Annotated in this window: 9 protein-coding genes; 4 read left to right on the top strand and 5 right to left on the bottom strand. The window is 72.3% G+C overall.

What is annotated here, in order from left to right; translation table 11 throughout:
• Positions 1-71: 71 nt before the first annotated feature.
• The 5 genes from EHO50_RS06895 to EHO50_RS06875 form a co-directional block, all read right to left on the bottom strand.
• Positions 72-2,333: a bifunctional glycosyltransferase/CDP-glycerol:glycerophosphate glycerophosphotransferase gene (locus EHO50_RS06895; RefSeq protein WP_128428858.1), complete on the bottom strand. Its 2,262-nt coding sequence runs from the start codon at positions 2,331-2,333 to the stop codon at positions 72-74.
• A 172-nt stretch (positions 2,334-2,505) separates the two neighbouring features.
• The gene (locus tag EHO50_RS06890; protein ID WP_128428857.1) at positions 2,506-3,420 is read right to left on the bottom strand and encodes a carbohydrate ABC transporter permease; all 915 of its coding nucleotides are present in this window, start codon (positions 3,418-3,420) and stop codon (positions 2,506-2,508) included.
• Positions 3,417-4,700, bottom strand: a complete 1,284-nt coding sequence (locus tag EHO50_RS06885) for a carbohydrate ABC transporter permease (protein WP_128428856.1) — start codon at positions 4,698-4,700, stop codon at positions 3,417-3,419. Before EHO50_RS06885 ends, EHO50_RS06890 begins: the two co-directional genes overlap by 4 nt.
• Positions 4,701-4,767: 67 nt before the next feature.
• Positions 4,768-6,150: an ABC transporter substrate-binding protein gene (locus EHO50_RS06880; protein ID WP_128428855.1), complete on the bottom strand. Its 1,383-nt coding sequence runs from the start codon at positions 6,148-6,150 to the stop codon at positions 4,768-4,770.
• Between the two features lie 244 nt (positions 6,151-6,394).
• Entirely contained in the window at positions 6,395-9,925 is a 3,531-nt protein-coding gene (locus tag EHO50_RS06875; protein ID WP_128428854.1) for an FHA domain-containing protein, read from the bottom strand.
• A gap of 369 nt (positions 9,926-10,294) precedes the next feature.
• Here EHO50_RS06875 and EHO50_RS06870 point away from each other — a divergent pair, with 369 nt between their 5' ends.
• The 4 genes from EHO50_RS06870 to EHO50_RS06855 all read left to right on the top strand — a co-directional run bounded on the left by EHO50_RS06870 (position 10,295) and on the right by EHO50_RS06855 (position 15,633).
• Entirely contained in the window at positions 10,295-11,956 is a 1,662-nt protein-coding gene (locus EHO50_RS06870) for a serine/threonine-protein kinase (RefSeq protein ID WP_128428853.1), read from the top strand.
• Between the two features lie 150 nt (positions 11,957-12,106).
• On the top strand, positions 12,107-13,348 hold the full coding sequence (locus EHO50_RS06865; RefSeq protein ID WP_128428852.1) for a serine/threonine-protein kinase: 1,242 nt from the start codon (positions 12,107-12,109) through the stop codon (positions 13,346-13,348).
• Between the two features lie 249 nt (positions 13,349-13,597).
• Positions 13,598-14,704, top strand: coding sequence for a peptide chain release factor 2 (gene prfB, locus EHO50_RS06860; RefSeq protein ID WP_128428851.1), 1,107 nt, complete (start codon positions 13,598-13,600; stop codon positions 14,702-14,704).
• A 293-nt stretch (positions 14,705-14,997) separates the two neighbouring features.
• Positions 14,998-15,633, top strand: a complete 636-nt coding sequence (locus EHO50_RS06855; RefSeq protein ID WP_128428850.1) for an LPXTG cell wall anchor domain-containing protein — start codon at positions 14,998-15,000, stop codon at positions 15,631-15,633.
• Positions 15,634-15,699: the final 66 nt, after the last annotated feature.

Here is a 15,699-nt window from a genome sequence, read left to right as displayed (position 1 = left end):
GTGTGCGGCCGGCTCGGCGTGGGCCGCGACGGGCTGGAGGGCATGTGACTCCTCTTCCGTGAGAACGGCGTTCAGCGGCTGTCGGTGACGGTCCGGGCACCCGTGGGTTGCGGCACGGTGGTGAGCGGGGAGTGCGCGAGTGACGCGGCCGGCGACGGTACGGGGTGGCGCTTGTCGAGCGGTACGACGGGCGGGTGGTCGGTCTCGCCCAGCACGACATGGCGTACGACCCGCTCGGCGGCGCGTCCGTCGCCGTACGGGCAGAAACGCTCGCGGAACGCCGACCGCAGCTGGGCGGAGCGCGAGCCGCGCCAGTGGCCGGTGGCGAAGATGTCGACCAGCTCGTCCTCGCTGCGCGACACCGCGCCCGGCGGGAAGGAGCGCAGGTCGAAGTAGGTGCCACGGGCCGCCTCGTAGGCCCCCCGGTCGTCGGCGTGGATCACGATCGGCCGGTCCAGGTCGGCGTAGTCGAACATGATCGACGAGTAGTCGGTGACCAGGGCGTCCGAGGCGAGGCACAGCGACTCGACGCTCGGGTGGTCGCTGACGTCGATGACCTGGCCCGCCGTGGGGGCGAGCGGGCCGCCGTGCCGGGGGTGCGCGCGGGCCAGCACGACGAAGCGGGGGCCCAGGCGGCGCAGGACGTGGTGCAGGTCGAGGGTGGTGCGCTGGGTGCGGCGGTAGTCGCGGTGGGTGGGGGCGTAGAGGATCGCGACCGCGCCCTCGGGGATGCCGAGCGACTCCCTGATCCGGGCCACGTCGGCCGAAGTCGCCTGCTGGAAGACATCGGCCCGCGGGCTGCCGTATTCGAGGGTCGTGTAGCCGCCGGGGTAGACGCGTTCCCAGGTCAGGGTGGAGTGGCGGTTGGCGGACAGGACGTAGTCCCACTTGTCGACGTTGTCGAGGAGTTCGTCGAAGTCCGTGTCGCCCGCGGCTGCCGGGCGTTCGCGCAGGTCCAGGCCCATGTGCTTGAGCGGGGTGCCCTGCCGGGTCTGCACGAGGACCTGGCCGCGACGCTTGATGAGGCGACGGTCGAAGTCGGCGTTGTGGACGAGGTACTTGGAGCGGGCGAGGGCCGTCCAGTAGGCGGCGGTGTCGGGGCGCAGACGGCGGGTGCCGGTGGGGACGGAGTCGTGCTGCTCGGCGTCGGCGACCCAGGCCGTGCGGATGCGCGGGGCGTGCGTGCGGAACGCCTGCTCCAGGGCGCCCGGGTGGCAGCCGTGGCCGCGCACACCGTGGGCGGCGAAGACGGCGCGGTCGGCGCGCAGGGGAAGGCTGCGCTGGATGCGGTAGTGCAGGCGCAGGGCGGTGGAACGCAGGCCCTTCAGCAGGCGGCTCGTGAGCTTGGCGGTGCGGCGGGCCAGGGCCGCCGTCAGTTGCAGGGCGCGGTAGGTGCGGTGCAGGCCCAGGCGGACCAGGGTGTGATGGACCCGGGTGCGCGCGGGGACGGGGGCGCCGGGGGAGCGGTATCGGCGGTAGTAGGTGCGGGCCGTGCGCAGGAACTTGGCGCGGCTGTCGCGCGGGAGGCGGTTGCGGCGGGCGAACACCACGATCAGGTGGTCGACCATCCGGCGGAACAACAGCGGCCGCCAGCGGGCGAGTTCGGGGTTCTGGTCGACGTACGCGAAGACACGGTCGTACTGCTCGAAGATGTCGAAGTGCCGGGGGCTGACCGTGCCGAGGATGCCGCCCCGGCGCCGCTGCCGGTAGTGCACGCACACCTGGTCCAGGGTCGCGATCGACTCCGCCGTCATCAGGACCGGGTACGTCCAGGGCGTGTCCTCGTAGTAGCCGGACGGGAAGGCGAAGCCCTCCTGCTCGACGAACTCCCGCCGGTACGCCTTGTTCCAGGCCACCATCAGCAGCCGCAGCAGCCCCGGCCGGTCCGCCAGCCGGAAGGGCGCCGGGCCCTCTTCGGCGAGCTGGGCCGCGGCCTGGTTGCGGACCGTCTCGCCGGTCCAGTACGTGCGCGCGTAGTCGTAGACCAGGACGTCCGGGTCGCCGGTCTCCTTCAGCCGGTCGGCGATCGCGTGCAGGGCGTCGGGGGTGAGGGTGTCGTCGCTGTCGAGGAAGATCAGGTAGTCGCCGGTGGCCTGGGCCATACCGGCGTTGCGGGCGGGCCCCAGCCCCTGGTTCTCGGCGAGGTGCACGGGGTGCACGCGCGCGTCGCGGGCCGCGAACTCGTCGATGATCGCGCCGGACGCGTCCGGTGAGCAGTCGTCGACGGCGATCAGTTCGAGATCCGGGTACGACTGTGAGAGCACCGATTCCAGGCACTCGTGCAGATACGCCTGAACTTTGTACGCGGGGACAATGACACTGAACCTGGGCAAGGGACATCCACTGGGTCGGCCGGGACGGTAGGCGCTGTCGCCGTAGCGCCTTGCCCGGGAACGGCCAATGGAGTGACTTGGTTACGGGATCTAAGGCATACGAGGGACCGTACGTGAACGAAAGGGGGCGGACCGATGACGGCCCGCCCCCTCAAGCGTGGTGCGCTCGCGCCTACTTGACCGCGCCCGCCATCACGCCGGACACGAACTGCCGTTGGAACGCGAAGAACACGACCAGCGGGATCACCATCGAGATGAACGCGCCGGGTGCCAGGACGTCGATGTTGTTGCCGAACTGGCGGACCTGCGTCTGCAGGGCGACCGTGATCGGCTGGCTCCCGGAGTCCGTGAAGATCAGCGCGACCAGCATGTCGTTCCACACCCACAGGAACTGGAAGATGCCGAGCGCGGCGATCGCCGGCCCGCCGAGCGGCATCACGACACGGAAGAACAGACGCAGTTCACCGGCGCCGTCCAGGCGGGCCGCCTCCAGCAGCTCCCTCGGGATCTCCGCGAAGAAGTTCCGCAGCAGGAACACCGCGAACGGCAGCCCGAAGCCGACGTGGAAGAGGACCACGCCGATCAGGGACCCGAAGATGCCGATGTTGCCGAACAGTTCGGCGATCGGGATCAGCGCCACCTGCACCGGCACGACCAGCAGGCCGACCACGCCCAGGAACCACCAGTCGCGGCCCGGGAACTCCATCCACGCGAACGCGTATCCCGCGAGCGAGCCGATGACGACGACGAGGACCGTCGCCGGGACCGTGATCAGCACGGTGTTGAGAATCGAGTCGGTGATGTCGCTGTTGCTCAGGAGCTTGTCGTAGCTGTCGAAGGTGAGTTGGGACGGCTTGCTGAAGACCTCCCACCAGCCGCTCGCGGTCATCTCCTGCGGCGGCCGCAGGGAGGACAGCAGCAGCCCGATCGTCGGGACCAGCCAGAACAGGCCCACGACGATCAGGAACACCCGCACCAGCCCGCCGCTGACGAACGAGGCGAGCCGGGCGCCGAGGGACTGCTCGGCCTCGACGACGGTGAGCGGCGGGGGCGCCGCCTTGGTGAGCTTTCCGGCGTCCGCGCTCATCGCCGCACCTCCCGCCGCAGCCTACGAACGTTGAACCACATCACCGGGATCACGAGCAGCAGCAGGAACACCGCGATGGCGCTGGCGATGCCCGGCTGGTCCTCGGAGAAGCCCTTGCGGTACAGCTCAAGGGCGAGGACGTTCGCATCGTCCTGGGAGGAGCCCGGGGCGATGATGAAGACCAGGTCGAAGACCTTCAGGACGTTGATCATCAGGGTGACGGTGACCACGGCGAGGACGGGTGCCAGCAGCGGCACCGTGACCCTGCGGAACACCTGCCACTCGTTGGCGCCGTCGACGCGGGCCGCCTCCAGCAGATCCCGGGGGATGCCCGCGAGGCCGGCCGCGATCAGCACCATCGCGAAACCGGCCCACATCCAGATGTACGACGCGATGATGGACGGCGTGACCAGGGACGGGCCGAGCCAGTCCACGCCGTTGTACGGCTCCTTGAAGTTGTCCGCCGGGAGCCGCAGCCGGCCCCCGTCGGCGGCGGCCGGCAGCGTGAACGTGCCGTCGTCGGCGGCTTTCGTGGAGGCCACGACCTTGCCGTCCTTGACGGCCTCGATCTCCATCCCGGCATAGCCCAGCTCGGCCGCGTCGACCCCGCCGAGCGTGCCGACGCCCTTGCCGCGCGTGAAGTCCTGCCAGGTGGTGCCGGTGACCTTGCCCGACTCCGGCTGCGCCGGTACGGCCTTCTTGGCGTCGTCCGGCATCTGGTCGGGGGCGACGCCCACGAGGGGCAGAGTGACCGGGGTGCCGGCGCTGACGGTGGCCTTGGTGATGAAGCCGCCGCCCGGCGCCGCTTCGAGGGGCGACTCGCGGCCCGGGTGGGCCTTCGGGAACGCGGACGCCTGCGCGAACGTGTCGTGGACGCCGACCCACACCGCGTTGGCGACGCCCTTGTCCGGGTCCGCGTCGTACACGAGCCGGAAGATGATGCCCGCCGCCAGCATCGAGATCGCCATCGGCATGAAGACGACCAGCTTGAACGCCGTGCCCCAGCGCACCCGTTCGGTCAGCACCGCGAAGATCAGACCGAGCGCGGTGGCGACCGTCGGGGCGAACACCACCCAGATGACGTTGTTCTTGAGGGCGGTGCGGATGCCGTCGTCGGTGAAGAGGGCTTCGTAGTTGTCGAATCCGGCGAAGCCGTCGCCGGACTGGTCGTAGAAGCTGCGGATGACCGAGTACCCGATCGGGTAGACCACGAGCGCGCCGAGCAGCACGAGAGCGGGCAGCAGGAAGAGCACTGCCACCAGCCTGCGGGTGCCCGTCACGCTCTTGCGTGACCTGGGTGCGGCAGAGGGCGGAGGGCCCCCTGCCGCTTCCGCCGACGCCATGGCGTCAGTTTCCGTACGCCGCGGCCGCGTCGGCTTCCAGCTTGCGCTGTGTGCCCGCGATGTCCGACGGGTTCTTCAGGAAGTCCTGCAGGGCCTTCCACTCGCCCTTGCCGGGCGTCCCGCCGAAGGCCTGCGGGGCCTGGTCGGACATGTCGAAGCGGAAGTCGTCGCCCGAGCCGATCAGGGCCTTGGCGATCTTGCGCTGCACGGCGTTCGGATACGCCGAGTTGTCCACGTTCTTGTTCGGCGAGAGGTAACCGCCCAGCTTCGCCTGGATGGTCGCCGCTTCCGGGGAGGCCAGGAACGTGGCCAGGGCCTGCGCGGCCTTGGAGTCCTGCAGGATCACGGCCGCGTCGCCGCCGGAGACCACGGGTGCGGTGTCACCCACGGCCGGGAACGGGAACACCTTCGCGTCCGTGCCGACCTCCGCCTTCGCCTGCACGATGTTGACCTGCGCGAAGTCGCCCTCGTAGACCATGGCGGCCTTCGGCTGGTCGCCGCCGGTGAAGGTCTGGGTGACCGACGCCGGGAAGTCGACCTGCAGCGCGCCCGTCGCGCCGCCCGCCACGTAGTCCTTCTTGCCCCACACCTGGGCGAGCGTGGTGAGCGCGTTCTTCACGGACGCGTCGGTCCACTTGATCTCGTGCTTCGCCAACTGGTCGTACTTCTGGGGGCCGGCCTGGGAGAGGTAGATGTTCTCGAACCAGTCGGTCAGGGTCCATCCCTCGGCGCCGCCGACCGAGAACGGCGTCACGCCCGAGTCGTAGACGGTCTGGGCGGTGCTCAGCAGCTCGTCCCACGTCTTGGGCTCGGCGGCCCCCGCGTTCTCGAAGACCTTGGCGTTGTACCAGATCAGGGACTTGTTGGCGGCCTTGTAGTAGACGCCGTACTGCTTGTCGTCGACCTTTCCGATGTCCTGCCAGCCCTGCGAGTAGTTCGCCTGCAACTCCTTGACCGCATCGGCGCCGAGGGGCTTGGCCCACTTCTTTTCGACGGCCTGCTTGATGGCGCCGGGCTGCGGAAGCATCGCGATGTCCGGCGGCTGGCCGCCCGCGACCTTCGAGCCGAGGAAGTTGATGATCGGGTCCTGGGCGGGCACGAAGGTCACCTTGGCCCCCGTGCGCTTCTCGAACTCCGCGAGGACCTTCTTGAAGTTCTCCTGCTCGGCACCGGTCCAGACGGCGGCGACCTCGAGGGATTCGCCGTTCAGCTTGGGAAGGGTGACGGTGCTGCCGGTCTCCTGGCCACTGCCGCTCTGTTCGTTGCCGCTGTCCTTGTCATCGCTGCCTCCGCATGCGGTGAGCGAGAGCGCGAGGGCGCCCGCGCATACGGCTGCCGCGGTCCTGGCGGCCCTGCTTGTCCGGTTCCTGCTGCTCGTGCTGCGCATCAACTGCCCCGTTCTTCGTGCCTCGTCGAACGTTCGAGCGCTGTCCCGTGCGATCTGGTCTACGCCTTGGGTTTGGGGGCGGCAAGACCGCGTCCGCTGTCAAGCGGGGGATCGTGACCCCGTCGTGACCAGGCTCGGCTTCGTCGAGGCCGGCGTCCCTGAGGGCTGCCGCCCTCAGACCCCCGCTATCGGCCTGAACGGCCTCGTCCTCAATCCCCGGACGGGCTGAAAATGCCGACCGGCGTCAAAGGAGCGAGGGCACCTCGGTTGCCGAGACCTCCCGCGCCGCCCTCTCCAACGCGCTGGCCAGCAACGCCAGATCCGTCGGCCCGTTGCCCAGCTCCCGGACCGGGCGCCGGGCCGGCGGGTCGCCCATGCGGTGCCACTCCAGCGGCACGACCGTGGGCCGCAGCGTCGCCGTCCGCGGGATACGCCCCGTGACCCGCCCGCCCTGGAACGGCACCACTCGCCCGTCCGACCGGGCCAGCCGCCCCCGCCCGGGCGCCGGTTCGTCCGGCCCCGCCGCCACCGCGTCCAGCGTCACCCGCAACGTCGCCAGCCGCGCCGGCTCGGACTCCGCCGTACGGCCCCCGATCCCCGCGGCGGCCACCAGGTGCACCCCGAGCCGCTCGCCCTCCCGCGCCACGGCCTCCAGCGCGCGTATCACCGAGCCCGCCGCGGGCCTGCCCGTCGACCCCAGGGCAGGGGAGATCAGCGCGTCCAGGTCGTCGACGACCACGACGAGCCGGGGCAACGGCGGCACGGCCTTGGCCTCGGCCTGCCGACGGGCCGCCCCCGGCCGCAGCCGGATCGTGGAGCTGGGCGGCGAGTCCAGATCCCCCGAGAGGTCACTTGCACCGACACCTGCACCGGCACCCGCTCCGGCCCCGGTCCCCGCTGCCCGTTGCGTGACCATCCGGCCCGACAGCTCACGCCCCGTGTGCCACTCGGCGAAGTCGGACCGCCCGAGCAGCTCCGCGCGCCGCTTCAGCTCGGCGCTCAGCGACTGGGCGAACTCCCGCATCCGGACGGGGTCGTTGGCGGTGAGGTGGGTGGTCACATGGGGAACGTCCGTACAGACCCGCAGCCCGTCGCCGTGGCCGCCGCCCGCGCCGACGCTGTCCCGGCCGTCGATCAGCACGATGCCCAGCCGGTCCGGCCGCTCGGCCGCCGCGAGCGACGCGACGACGGCCCGCAGCAGCTCCGTACGCCCGCTGCCGGGCGGCCCCTCGATCAGCAGGTGCGGCCCGTCGGCGCCGAGGTCCGCGCTGACCGGCCCGCGCGGCCCGGCCCCGAGCACGGCACACACCCGCCCGCCGAGGGCCTCCGCGTCATCGGCCGCGTCGGCCCAACGCGCCATCAGCGAAGCCGGGGTGGCCCGGGCCAGCCCCAACTCGTCCAGCAGCCGCGCCGCCTGAGGCAACGGCACGGACACGCGCGCGTGCCGCTCCCCGACGCCGCCCTCCGGACGCAACGGCGCCACAGCCCGCGCGAACCGCTCCGCCCAGGCGAGGGAGACGGCGTCCACGGCGGCCACGGTGCCGTGCCCGACGGGACCGCTGACGGCCGGACCGCTGCCGGCCGGGTCGGCCCCGCTGGGGGATGCACCCGCACCCGGAGACTCCTCGCTCCGAGCCACCCGCATCAGCCGCAGCGCCGTGGCCACATCACCGCTCAGCAGCGCGACCGCACCGCACTCCCGGAACGCGGGCGACACCGTGCACGCCGCCTCGTAGGTCTCCGTCACCGGCGAGGCGGGCGACGCCGAAGCCGTCTCGGCGAGGCACACCACGTGGATCCCGGCCCGCGGCCCCTCCAGCGCCAGCCGCGCCACCGCCTCGCGCACATCGGCGCCCCCGGGATCGCCGTCCACGACGACCACGGTGTACGGCCCCGCGAATCCGTCCGCCCCGTCGGCCGGGTCGTCGTCCCGCGCCCAGGAGGGCCGCCGAACGGCACGCCCGTCAGGGACGGCAGAAGCAGAGACAGAGCCGGCGGTCCGCCCCTCGGCGGAGTTCCAGCCGGAGCCGGAGCCGGAGCCGGAGCCGCCCCGCGTCTGCGGCGACAAGTCCTCCAGGCGCCGCAGCAACTCCTCCGTGCGGGCCGTGGCCTGTTCACGGTCGTAGGCGAGCAGGAGGCGGCAGTCCTGGGCATGTCCGGGGCGGACATGCGGGAGCCAGCCCAGCCAGGCCCATTCGGCGGTGCGCTCCTGAAGCGGACGGGAGCGGTCCGCACTGATCAGCACCAGCTCCAGGGCGTCGGGCGAGTGCAGCGCGGCGAGCTGGGCGAGCACCGCGCGGGCCAGCCCGGCGAGCCGCGCGCGCGGACCGGCCAGCCCCAGCGCCCCGACCTCACGCAGATCGGCGGTCACCGGCACCGCGGGCAGCAGTCCCGAACCGTCGGGCGCCGCCCGGTCGGCGGTGCCGAGCCGCACCGTGAGCGCCTCCGGGTGACCCGGCGCGCGCTCCCACAGCCGGGGCCCGGGGCCCAGGGCCATCAGCAGCAGGGACGCGGGGTCCGGCCAAGCCTCCGGCAGCCGGGGGCCGTTCGCCGCCGAGGGGAGCTCGGTCGCCTCCGGCAGCTCGTCATCGTCGTACGTCCCACGCCCGGCTGTCGCCTCCTGCTCCCCGCGCCCGCCGGCCAGTCGCCGTGCCCACGCCGTGAGTCCGCCGCGCTTGCGCAGGCCCTGCGGGACGTCGGTGCCCCTCAGCGGGGTGCCTTTGCGGTTGCCGCTGTTCGGCGGGGTGCCTTCGGGGCCGCCGTCGCTCGAAGCGCGGTCGGCGTCCGGGCCGCCGTGGCCCCGGTCGCCCCCGTCGAACGCACCCAACTCGAAGCCCGCGCCGTGCGTTTCGCCTCCGCGCGGTCCCGGAACCGCCCGCTCGGACCCGCCGTCGCTTTCGATCCGCGGCGCCCCGCCCTGCACCGGCACGACGGGCGGCTCGACCGGACCGTGTTCCTGGGCGGCCGACCGGCCTCGTGAGGGCGTGGTCGCGGCGCCACCGTCCGCCACACGCGCGTGAGACACCGCCGCACCGGCCCTCGACGCGCTGTCCGCGCCGAGGCCGGTCGCCGCCCGCCCGTCGCCCCGCGCCCCGGCGTCCCCATCCGCTCCCGGGGCCCCCCCGGCAGGGACCCGCACATGCCCCTCCCCGTCCGGCTCCGTCCGCACCCGCGCGCCCGGCCCGCCGGCCGGAGCCAGCCGCAGGGCCGACTCGCCGATCCGCAGCAGCGCCCCCGGCGCGAACCGCACCGGGCGGGTGGTGACGCGGGTGCCGTCCAGCGTGGTGCCGTTCGTGGAGTCGAGGTCGGTGACGGAGACGCGGCCGTCGGCGGCGACCGTGACCGCGCAGTGCAGCCGGGAGACGTCCGGGTCGTCGAGCGGGACGTCGGCGTCGGCGGAGCGGCCGATGCGGATCTCGCCGCCGTGCAGCAGATGGACCCCGCCCGCGTCCGGGCCGGCCACGACATGGAGCTGGGTCGGGGCGTCGTCCAGCTCGGGGTGGGGCTCGGGTGCCGCCGGGGCGCCCAGGGACAGCACCGCGCCGTCCGTCAGCGGGGGCTCGCCGAGTGTGCTGCGCCGGTCGTCGAGCCGCTCCGCGCCCGCGTACAGCACGACCGGGCCGTCGCCCCCGGACACCGCCGAGGCGAGCGCCGACGCCACCGCGGCCAGGGCGGTGCCCGCGGGCGCCGTGACCAGCACGTCGCAGCTCGCGGCGCGACCTCGCGCCGGGGCAGGCGGGGCCAGCGGGTCTACGACGGTCAGCCGGATCTGCATCGGCGTCAGCGGTCCCTTCTGCGCGGGCGCGGAGCAGGGCCCATCTGATGGATCTCCCCACCCCACACGAGCACATCGGCCAGTACTGCACGCATCCTCGCACCTGCCACTGACAACGCGCCCCCCGCCCGAAGGCAAGTGATCTTGATTGGTCGGCTCTGCCCGCAAAAGTGCCTGACAAGTGCCCTACCGGCGACCGCTTGAGATCGGTCACGTCCGCTTCCGGCAACCACGAGACAAAGCCGAGCGTCTTTCCTTCGAACATGTACGGGAAGCCATACGTAAGACGCACAGAATGACGACAGGCCGGTGCCCCGGGGGACGGCACTACAGTGGGCAGGAACGTAGGCAAGCAGCAGGGAGCGCGACGTGCGGCCGGTAGGCAGCAAGTACTTCCTCGAGGAGCCGCTCGGTCGCGGCGCCACGGGGACCGTCTGGCGGGCCCGCCAGCGAGAGACCGCGGGCGCCGAGGCGGCGGTTCCGGGCCAGCCCGGCGAGACCGTCGCGATCAAGGTCCTCAAGGAGGAGCTCGCCAGTGACGCGGACATCGTCATGCGGTTCCTGCGGGAGCGCTCCGTCCTGCTGCGGCTGACCCACCCGAACATCGTCCGGGTCCGTGACCTGGTCGTCGAGGGCGAGCTGCTGGCCTTGGTCATGGACCTCGTCGAGGGCCCCGACCTGCACCGCTACCTGCGTGAGAACGGCCCCTTCACCCCGGTCGCCGCCGCCCTGCTCACCGCCCAGATCGCCGACGCCCTCGCCGCCAGCCACGCCGACGGCGTCGTCCACCGCGACCTGAAGCCCGCCAACGTCCTGCTCCAGCAGAACGGCGGCCAGATGCACCCGCTGCTGACCGACTTCGGCATCGCCCGCCTCGCCGACTCCCCGGGCCTGACCCGCACCCACGAGTTCGTCGGCACGCCCGCGTACGTCGCGCCCGAGTCCGCCGAGGGCCGCCCGCAGACCTCCGCCGTCGACATCTACGGCGCCGGAATCCTCCTCTACGAACTGGTCACCGGACGCCCGCCGTTCGGCGGCGGCTCCGCCCTGGAGGTCCTGCACCAGCACCTGAGCGCCGAGCCGCGCCGCCCGTCCACGGTCCCCGACCCGCTGTGGACGGTCATAGAACGCTGCCTGAGCAAGAATCCCGACCTTCGCCCCAGCGCCGAGAACCTCGCCCGCGCCCTGCGCGTCGTCGCCGAGGGCATCGGCGTGCACGCGAACTCCGCGCAGATCGCGGCGGCCGAGGGCGTCGCCGCGCTGCTCGCCCCGGACCCCGCCCCGGCCACCGTGCCGGGCTCGGCCGACCCCACGCAGGTGCTGCCGCACGGCGCGGCCCCGGGGACGTACGACCCGAACGGCGCGACCAGCGTCCTGCCGCACACCGGCGCCCCCGGCCCGGCGGGTGCCGCCGACCCGACGGCCGTCATGCCGTCGATGCCGCCGGGACCTCCGGGCCAGCAGCCCGGCCAGCCCGGCCAGCCCGGCCCCGAGGAGCCGCACCCCTGGCAGAACCAGCTGCGCGCCGCCCGGGACCGCAACGAGCAGACGCAGGTCCAGTACCTCGACCCCAACCAGGACCCGCTGCGCCGCCGCCCCCAGCGGCAGGTCGCCCGCCCGCAGCAGCAGCCCCAGCACCAGCCCCAGCAGCGGCCTCCGCAGGGTCGGCAGCAGGGTTACGGCCATCCCCAGCAGCACCAGCCGCAGCCGTACGCCCCACCGCGCCAGCCGCAACAGCAGCCGCAGCGATACGCCCCGCCGCCCGCGCCGGAGCCGCAGCGGCCTCAGCGCGAGCCCCGTCAGCCGCGTCAGCGCAGCGCCAACCCGATGCGGATCCCCGGACTCGGCTGCCTCAAGGGGTGCCTGTTCACGATCGTCATCCTGTTCGTCGCGGGGTGGCTGATCTGGGAGCTGAGCCCGCTGCAGGAGTGGATCGGCACGGGCAAGGGCTACTGGGACCAGCTCACCGACTGGTTCACCACCGTGACGGGGTGGATCGGGGACCTGGGCGGGGGCTCGGGCACCAACTGACCGGAGGCGGCACAGCGGAGGCGGCGCGCCGGTGCGGCTCCGGCTGGTTTGGGGATTTGTCGACACCTGGCGGGTGATTTCCGTCTCCGCGGTGAAGGTTGGCTCCCAGGACGCGTAGTTTTAGCGACACACGCGTCAGTAGGAGCAGTCTTGGCACGGAAGATCGGCAGCCGGTACACCGCCAACCAGATCCTGGGGCGGGGCAGCGCCGGCACGGTGTGGCTGGGCGAGGGCCCCGAGGGGCCCGTCGCCATCAAGCTGCTGCGCGAGGATCTCGCGTCCGACCAGGAACTCGTCGGACGCTTCGTGCAGGAGCGCACGGCGCTGCTCGGCCTCGAGCACCCGAACGTGGTCTCCGTACGCGACCTGGTGGTCGACGGCAACGATCTCGCGCTGGTCATGGACCTCGTTCGCGGCACCGACCTGCGCACCCGGCTCGACCGCGACCGGCGGCTCTCGCCCGAGGCGGCGGTGGCGATCGTGGCGGACATCGCGGACGGGCTCGCGGCGGCGCACGCGGCCGGGGTAGTGCACCGGGACGTGAAGCCGGAGAACGTGCTGCTCGACATGCAGGGACCGCTGGGGCCCGGCGGCTCCCACCCGGCCCTGCTGACGGACTTCGGTGTGGCGAAACTCATCGACTCACCGCGCCGCACCCGCGCCACGAAGATCATCGGGACGCCGGACTACCTGGCGCCGGAGATCGTGGAGGGCCTGCCGCCCCGGGCGGCGGTCGACATCTATGCCCTCGCCACGGTGCTGTACGAGCTGCTGGCCGGCTTCACGCCGTTCGGTGGCGGCCATCCGGGCGCCGTGCTGCGCCGCCACGTCACGGAGTCGGTGGCCCCGCTGCCCGGGATCCCCGACGAGCTGTGGCAGCTGATCGTGCAGTGCCTCGCGAAGGCGCCGGCCTCACGGTTGCGGGCGTCGGAGCTTGGGGCCCGGCTGCGGGAGCTGCTGCCGCTGGTGGCCGGGATGCCGCCGCTGGACGTGGACGAGCCCGATGTGGAGCCGGCGGAGGAAGAGGCTCCGGCCGCTGAGGAAGCGGCGCCCGCGGGGGAGCGGGTGCGGCGGCGGGGGGCGGTGCCGCTGGTGCCGGGCGCCAAGCCGGCCGACTCCAACCGGGACACGCATACGTCGATGAGGGTGCCGGGGCCCGACGAGCTGGCGGGCGGTGCGCGCGGGACGGCCCGGGTGCCGAGGGCGGCGGGTGCGCCGCGGCCGGGCTCGGCCCGCCATAGGGCGGTGGCTCGGCGGCGGCGAGTGGTGCTGGGCGCCGCGGCGGTGGCGCTGGTGGCCGCGGCCGGGGTGGGTACGTGGCTGGCCACGTCGGACGATGACGCCGGGGCGACCCCGCAGGACACGAACAACTCGGCTCCGGCAACGCCCTAGTTTTCTCGCCCTGAAGGAGCCTCGTCCGCGGCATCGCCCCAAAAGGGGCGCGGGGAACTGCGCGACCAGCCCTCGACGGCCGTTGGTCGCGCAGGCGGCATCAGCCGCCGCGGCGCGCGCGAAGCCTCGGCGGGGTCCGGGGCGCAGCCCCAGGGGTGAACCCCCTGGTGGGCCGGCGGTGACGCCGGGCGCCCCGATAGCCCACGGTCGCCGGACCTCCCCGCTTGGCGGAGCCGTTACGCTGGAGGCGTGGCAGTCGTCGATGTATCCGAAGAGCTCAAGTCCCTCTCCTCGACCATGGAGTCGATCGAGGCCGTTCTGGACCTCGACAAGCTGAGGGCAGACGTCGCCGTGCTCGAGGAGCAGGCGGCAGCGCCGTCCCTGTGGGACAACCCCGACGAGGCGCAGAAGATCACCAGCAAGCTGTCCCACCTCCAGGCGGAGGTGAGGAAGGCCGAGGCCCTGCGCTCGCGGATCGACGATCTCGCCGTGCTCTTCGAGATGGCCGAGGAGGAGGACGACCCGGACACCCGCGCCGAGGCCGAGTCCGAGCTCACCGCCGTCAAGAAGGCGCTGGACGAGATGGAGGTCCGCACGCTCCTCAGCGGTGAGTACGACTCCCGTGAGGCGCTCGTCAACATCCGCGCCGAGGCCGGTGGCGTCGACGCCGCCGACTTCGCCGAGAAGCTGCAGCGGATGTACCTGCGCTGGGCGGAGCAGAAGGGCTACAAGACCGAGCTCATCGAGACGTCGTACGCGGAAGAGGCCGGCATCAAGTCGACCACCTTCTCCGTGCAGGCGCCCTACGCCTACGGCACCCTCTCCGTCGAGCAGGGCACCCACCGGCTCGTGCGCATCTCGCCCTTCGACAACCAGGGGCGGCGCCAGACCTCCTTCGCGGGCGTCGAGGTGCTCCCCGTGGTCGAGCAGACCGACCACATCGAGATCGACGAGTCCGAGCTGCGCGTGGACGTGTACCGGTCCTCGGGCCCCGGCGGCCAGGGGGTGAACACCACCGACTCCGCGGTGCGGCTCACCCACCTCCCCACCGGCATCGTCGTCTCCTGCCAGAACGAGCGGTCGCAGATCCAGAACAAGGCCACCGCGATGAACGTCCTCCAGGCCAAGCTGCTCGAGCGGCGCCGCCAGGAGGAGCAGGCCAAGATGGACGCCCTGAAGGGCGACGGCGGCAACTCCTGGGGCAACCAGATGCGTTCCTACGTGCTGCACCCGTACCAGATGGTCAAGGACCTGCGGACCGAGTTCGAAGTCGGCAACCCCGAGGCCGTGTTCAACGGTGAGATCGAGGGATTCCTCGAAGCCGGAATTCGCTGGCGCAAGCAGCAAGAGAAGTAACTTTGTCGACAAGGCAACTGCCGCCACCTCGGCGGCAGTTGCCTTTTCTGTGCCTGCATGTCTGGGTTTTACATCACACTCACAGGTTCCAACCCCCGCCATAGCCCCCGTATTTGGACATGGTGCACGTAAACAACCTTGACGTGTCTTTGAAAAATGGGAAGGGTAAAGCGTGGCATGCGTATCTCTGGGGCGCATGTGAACCGGGGGGCTCAAGTGCAGCATCACCTCCGTCGATCACGGCCCCCGAGCGCCGCCTCACTGACGATTCAGCTACTGGGGGTAGCAACCACATGACGAAGAAGACGCGGATCCGTATCGCGCGCCTCGCGGCCGGCGCCGTGATCGCGGCCGGTGCCTCGCTGACCGCGGCGGGTGCCGCATCTGCCGCCGAGTCGGACGACTGCCTGCTCGGCATCTGCCTGGGTGACGAGGACCCGACCGAGCCGCCGGTTCCCACCGACCCGCCGACCGACATCCCCACCGACATCCCGACGGACCCGGGCATCCCCACCGATGAGCCCACGATCCCGACGGACCCGACGCTGGAGCCGACCGAGCCGTCGGACCCGACCGACGCCCCGACCGACCCGGGTGACGACAACGGGAACGGCAACGGGAACGGGAACGGCAACGGGAACGGGAACGGGAACGGCAACAACGGTGGCGGTAACAACAACACCGACCCCGACGGTGGCACCTCCCCGCAGGAGGAGGGCTCCTCGTCCCTGACCGAGACCGGCACGGAGACCACCGGTACCGGCACGGGCACCAGCACCTCCGCCCAGGGCGGCGGTGACGAGCTCGCCGAGACCGGTGCCGCTCAGACCACCTTCCTGCTGGTCGGCGCCGCCACGATGATCGCCGGCGGCATCGGCTTCCGCATCCTCCCGCGCCTCGCGGGTGGCCGCGGCGGTGCGGCTGCCTGACGGCAGCCCATCGTTTACGCTGCGTAATTAACGCCGTACGGCCGAGGGGCCCGGAGCGCGCTTCGC

Source organism: Streptomyces cyaneus (assembly GCF_004028635.1).
Classification (GTDB): Bacteria; Actinomycetota; Actinomycetes; order Streptomycetales; family Streptomycetaceae; genus Streptomyces; species Streptomyces cyaneus.
Note: the sequence above shows the minus strand (reverse complement) of the source record. Positions and strands in the feature narration are given on the sequence as shown.

Coding starts and splice junctions, on each gene's coding strand:
- EHO50_RS06890 (WP_128428857.1), bottom strand. CDS start 3,420: ATGAGCGCGGACGCCGGAAAGCTCACCAAGGCGGCGCCCCCGCCGCTC.
- EHO50_RS06880 (WP_128428855.1), bottom strand. CDS start 6,150: ATGCGCAGCACGAGCAGCAGGAACCGGACAAGCAGGGCCGCCAGGACC.
- EHO50_RS06875 (WP_128428854.1), bottom strand. CDS start 9,925: ATGCAGATCCGGCTGACCGTCGTAGACCCGCTGGCCCCGCCTGCCCCG.
- EHO50_RS06855 (WP_128428850.1), top strand. CDS start 14,998: ATGACGAAGAAGACGCGGATCCGTATCGCGCGCCTCGCGGCCGGCGCC.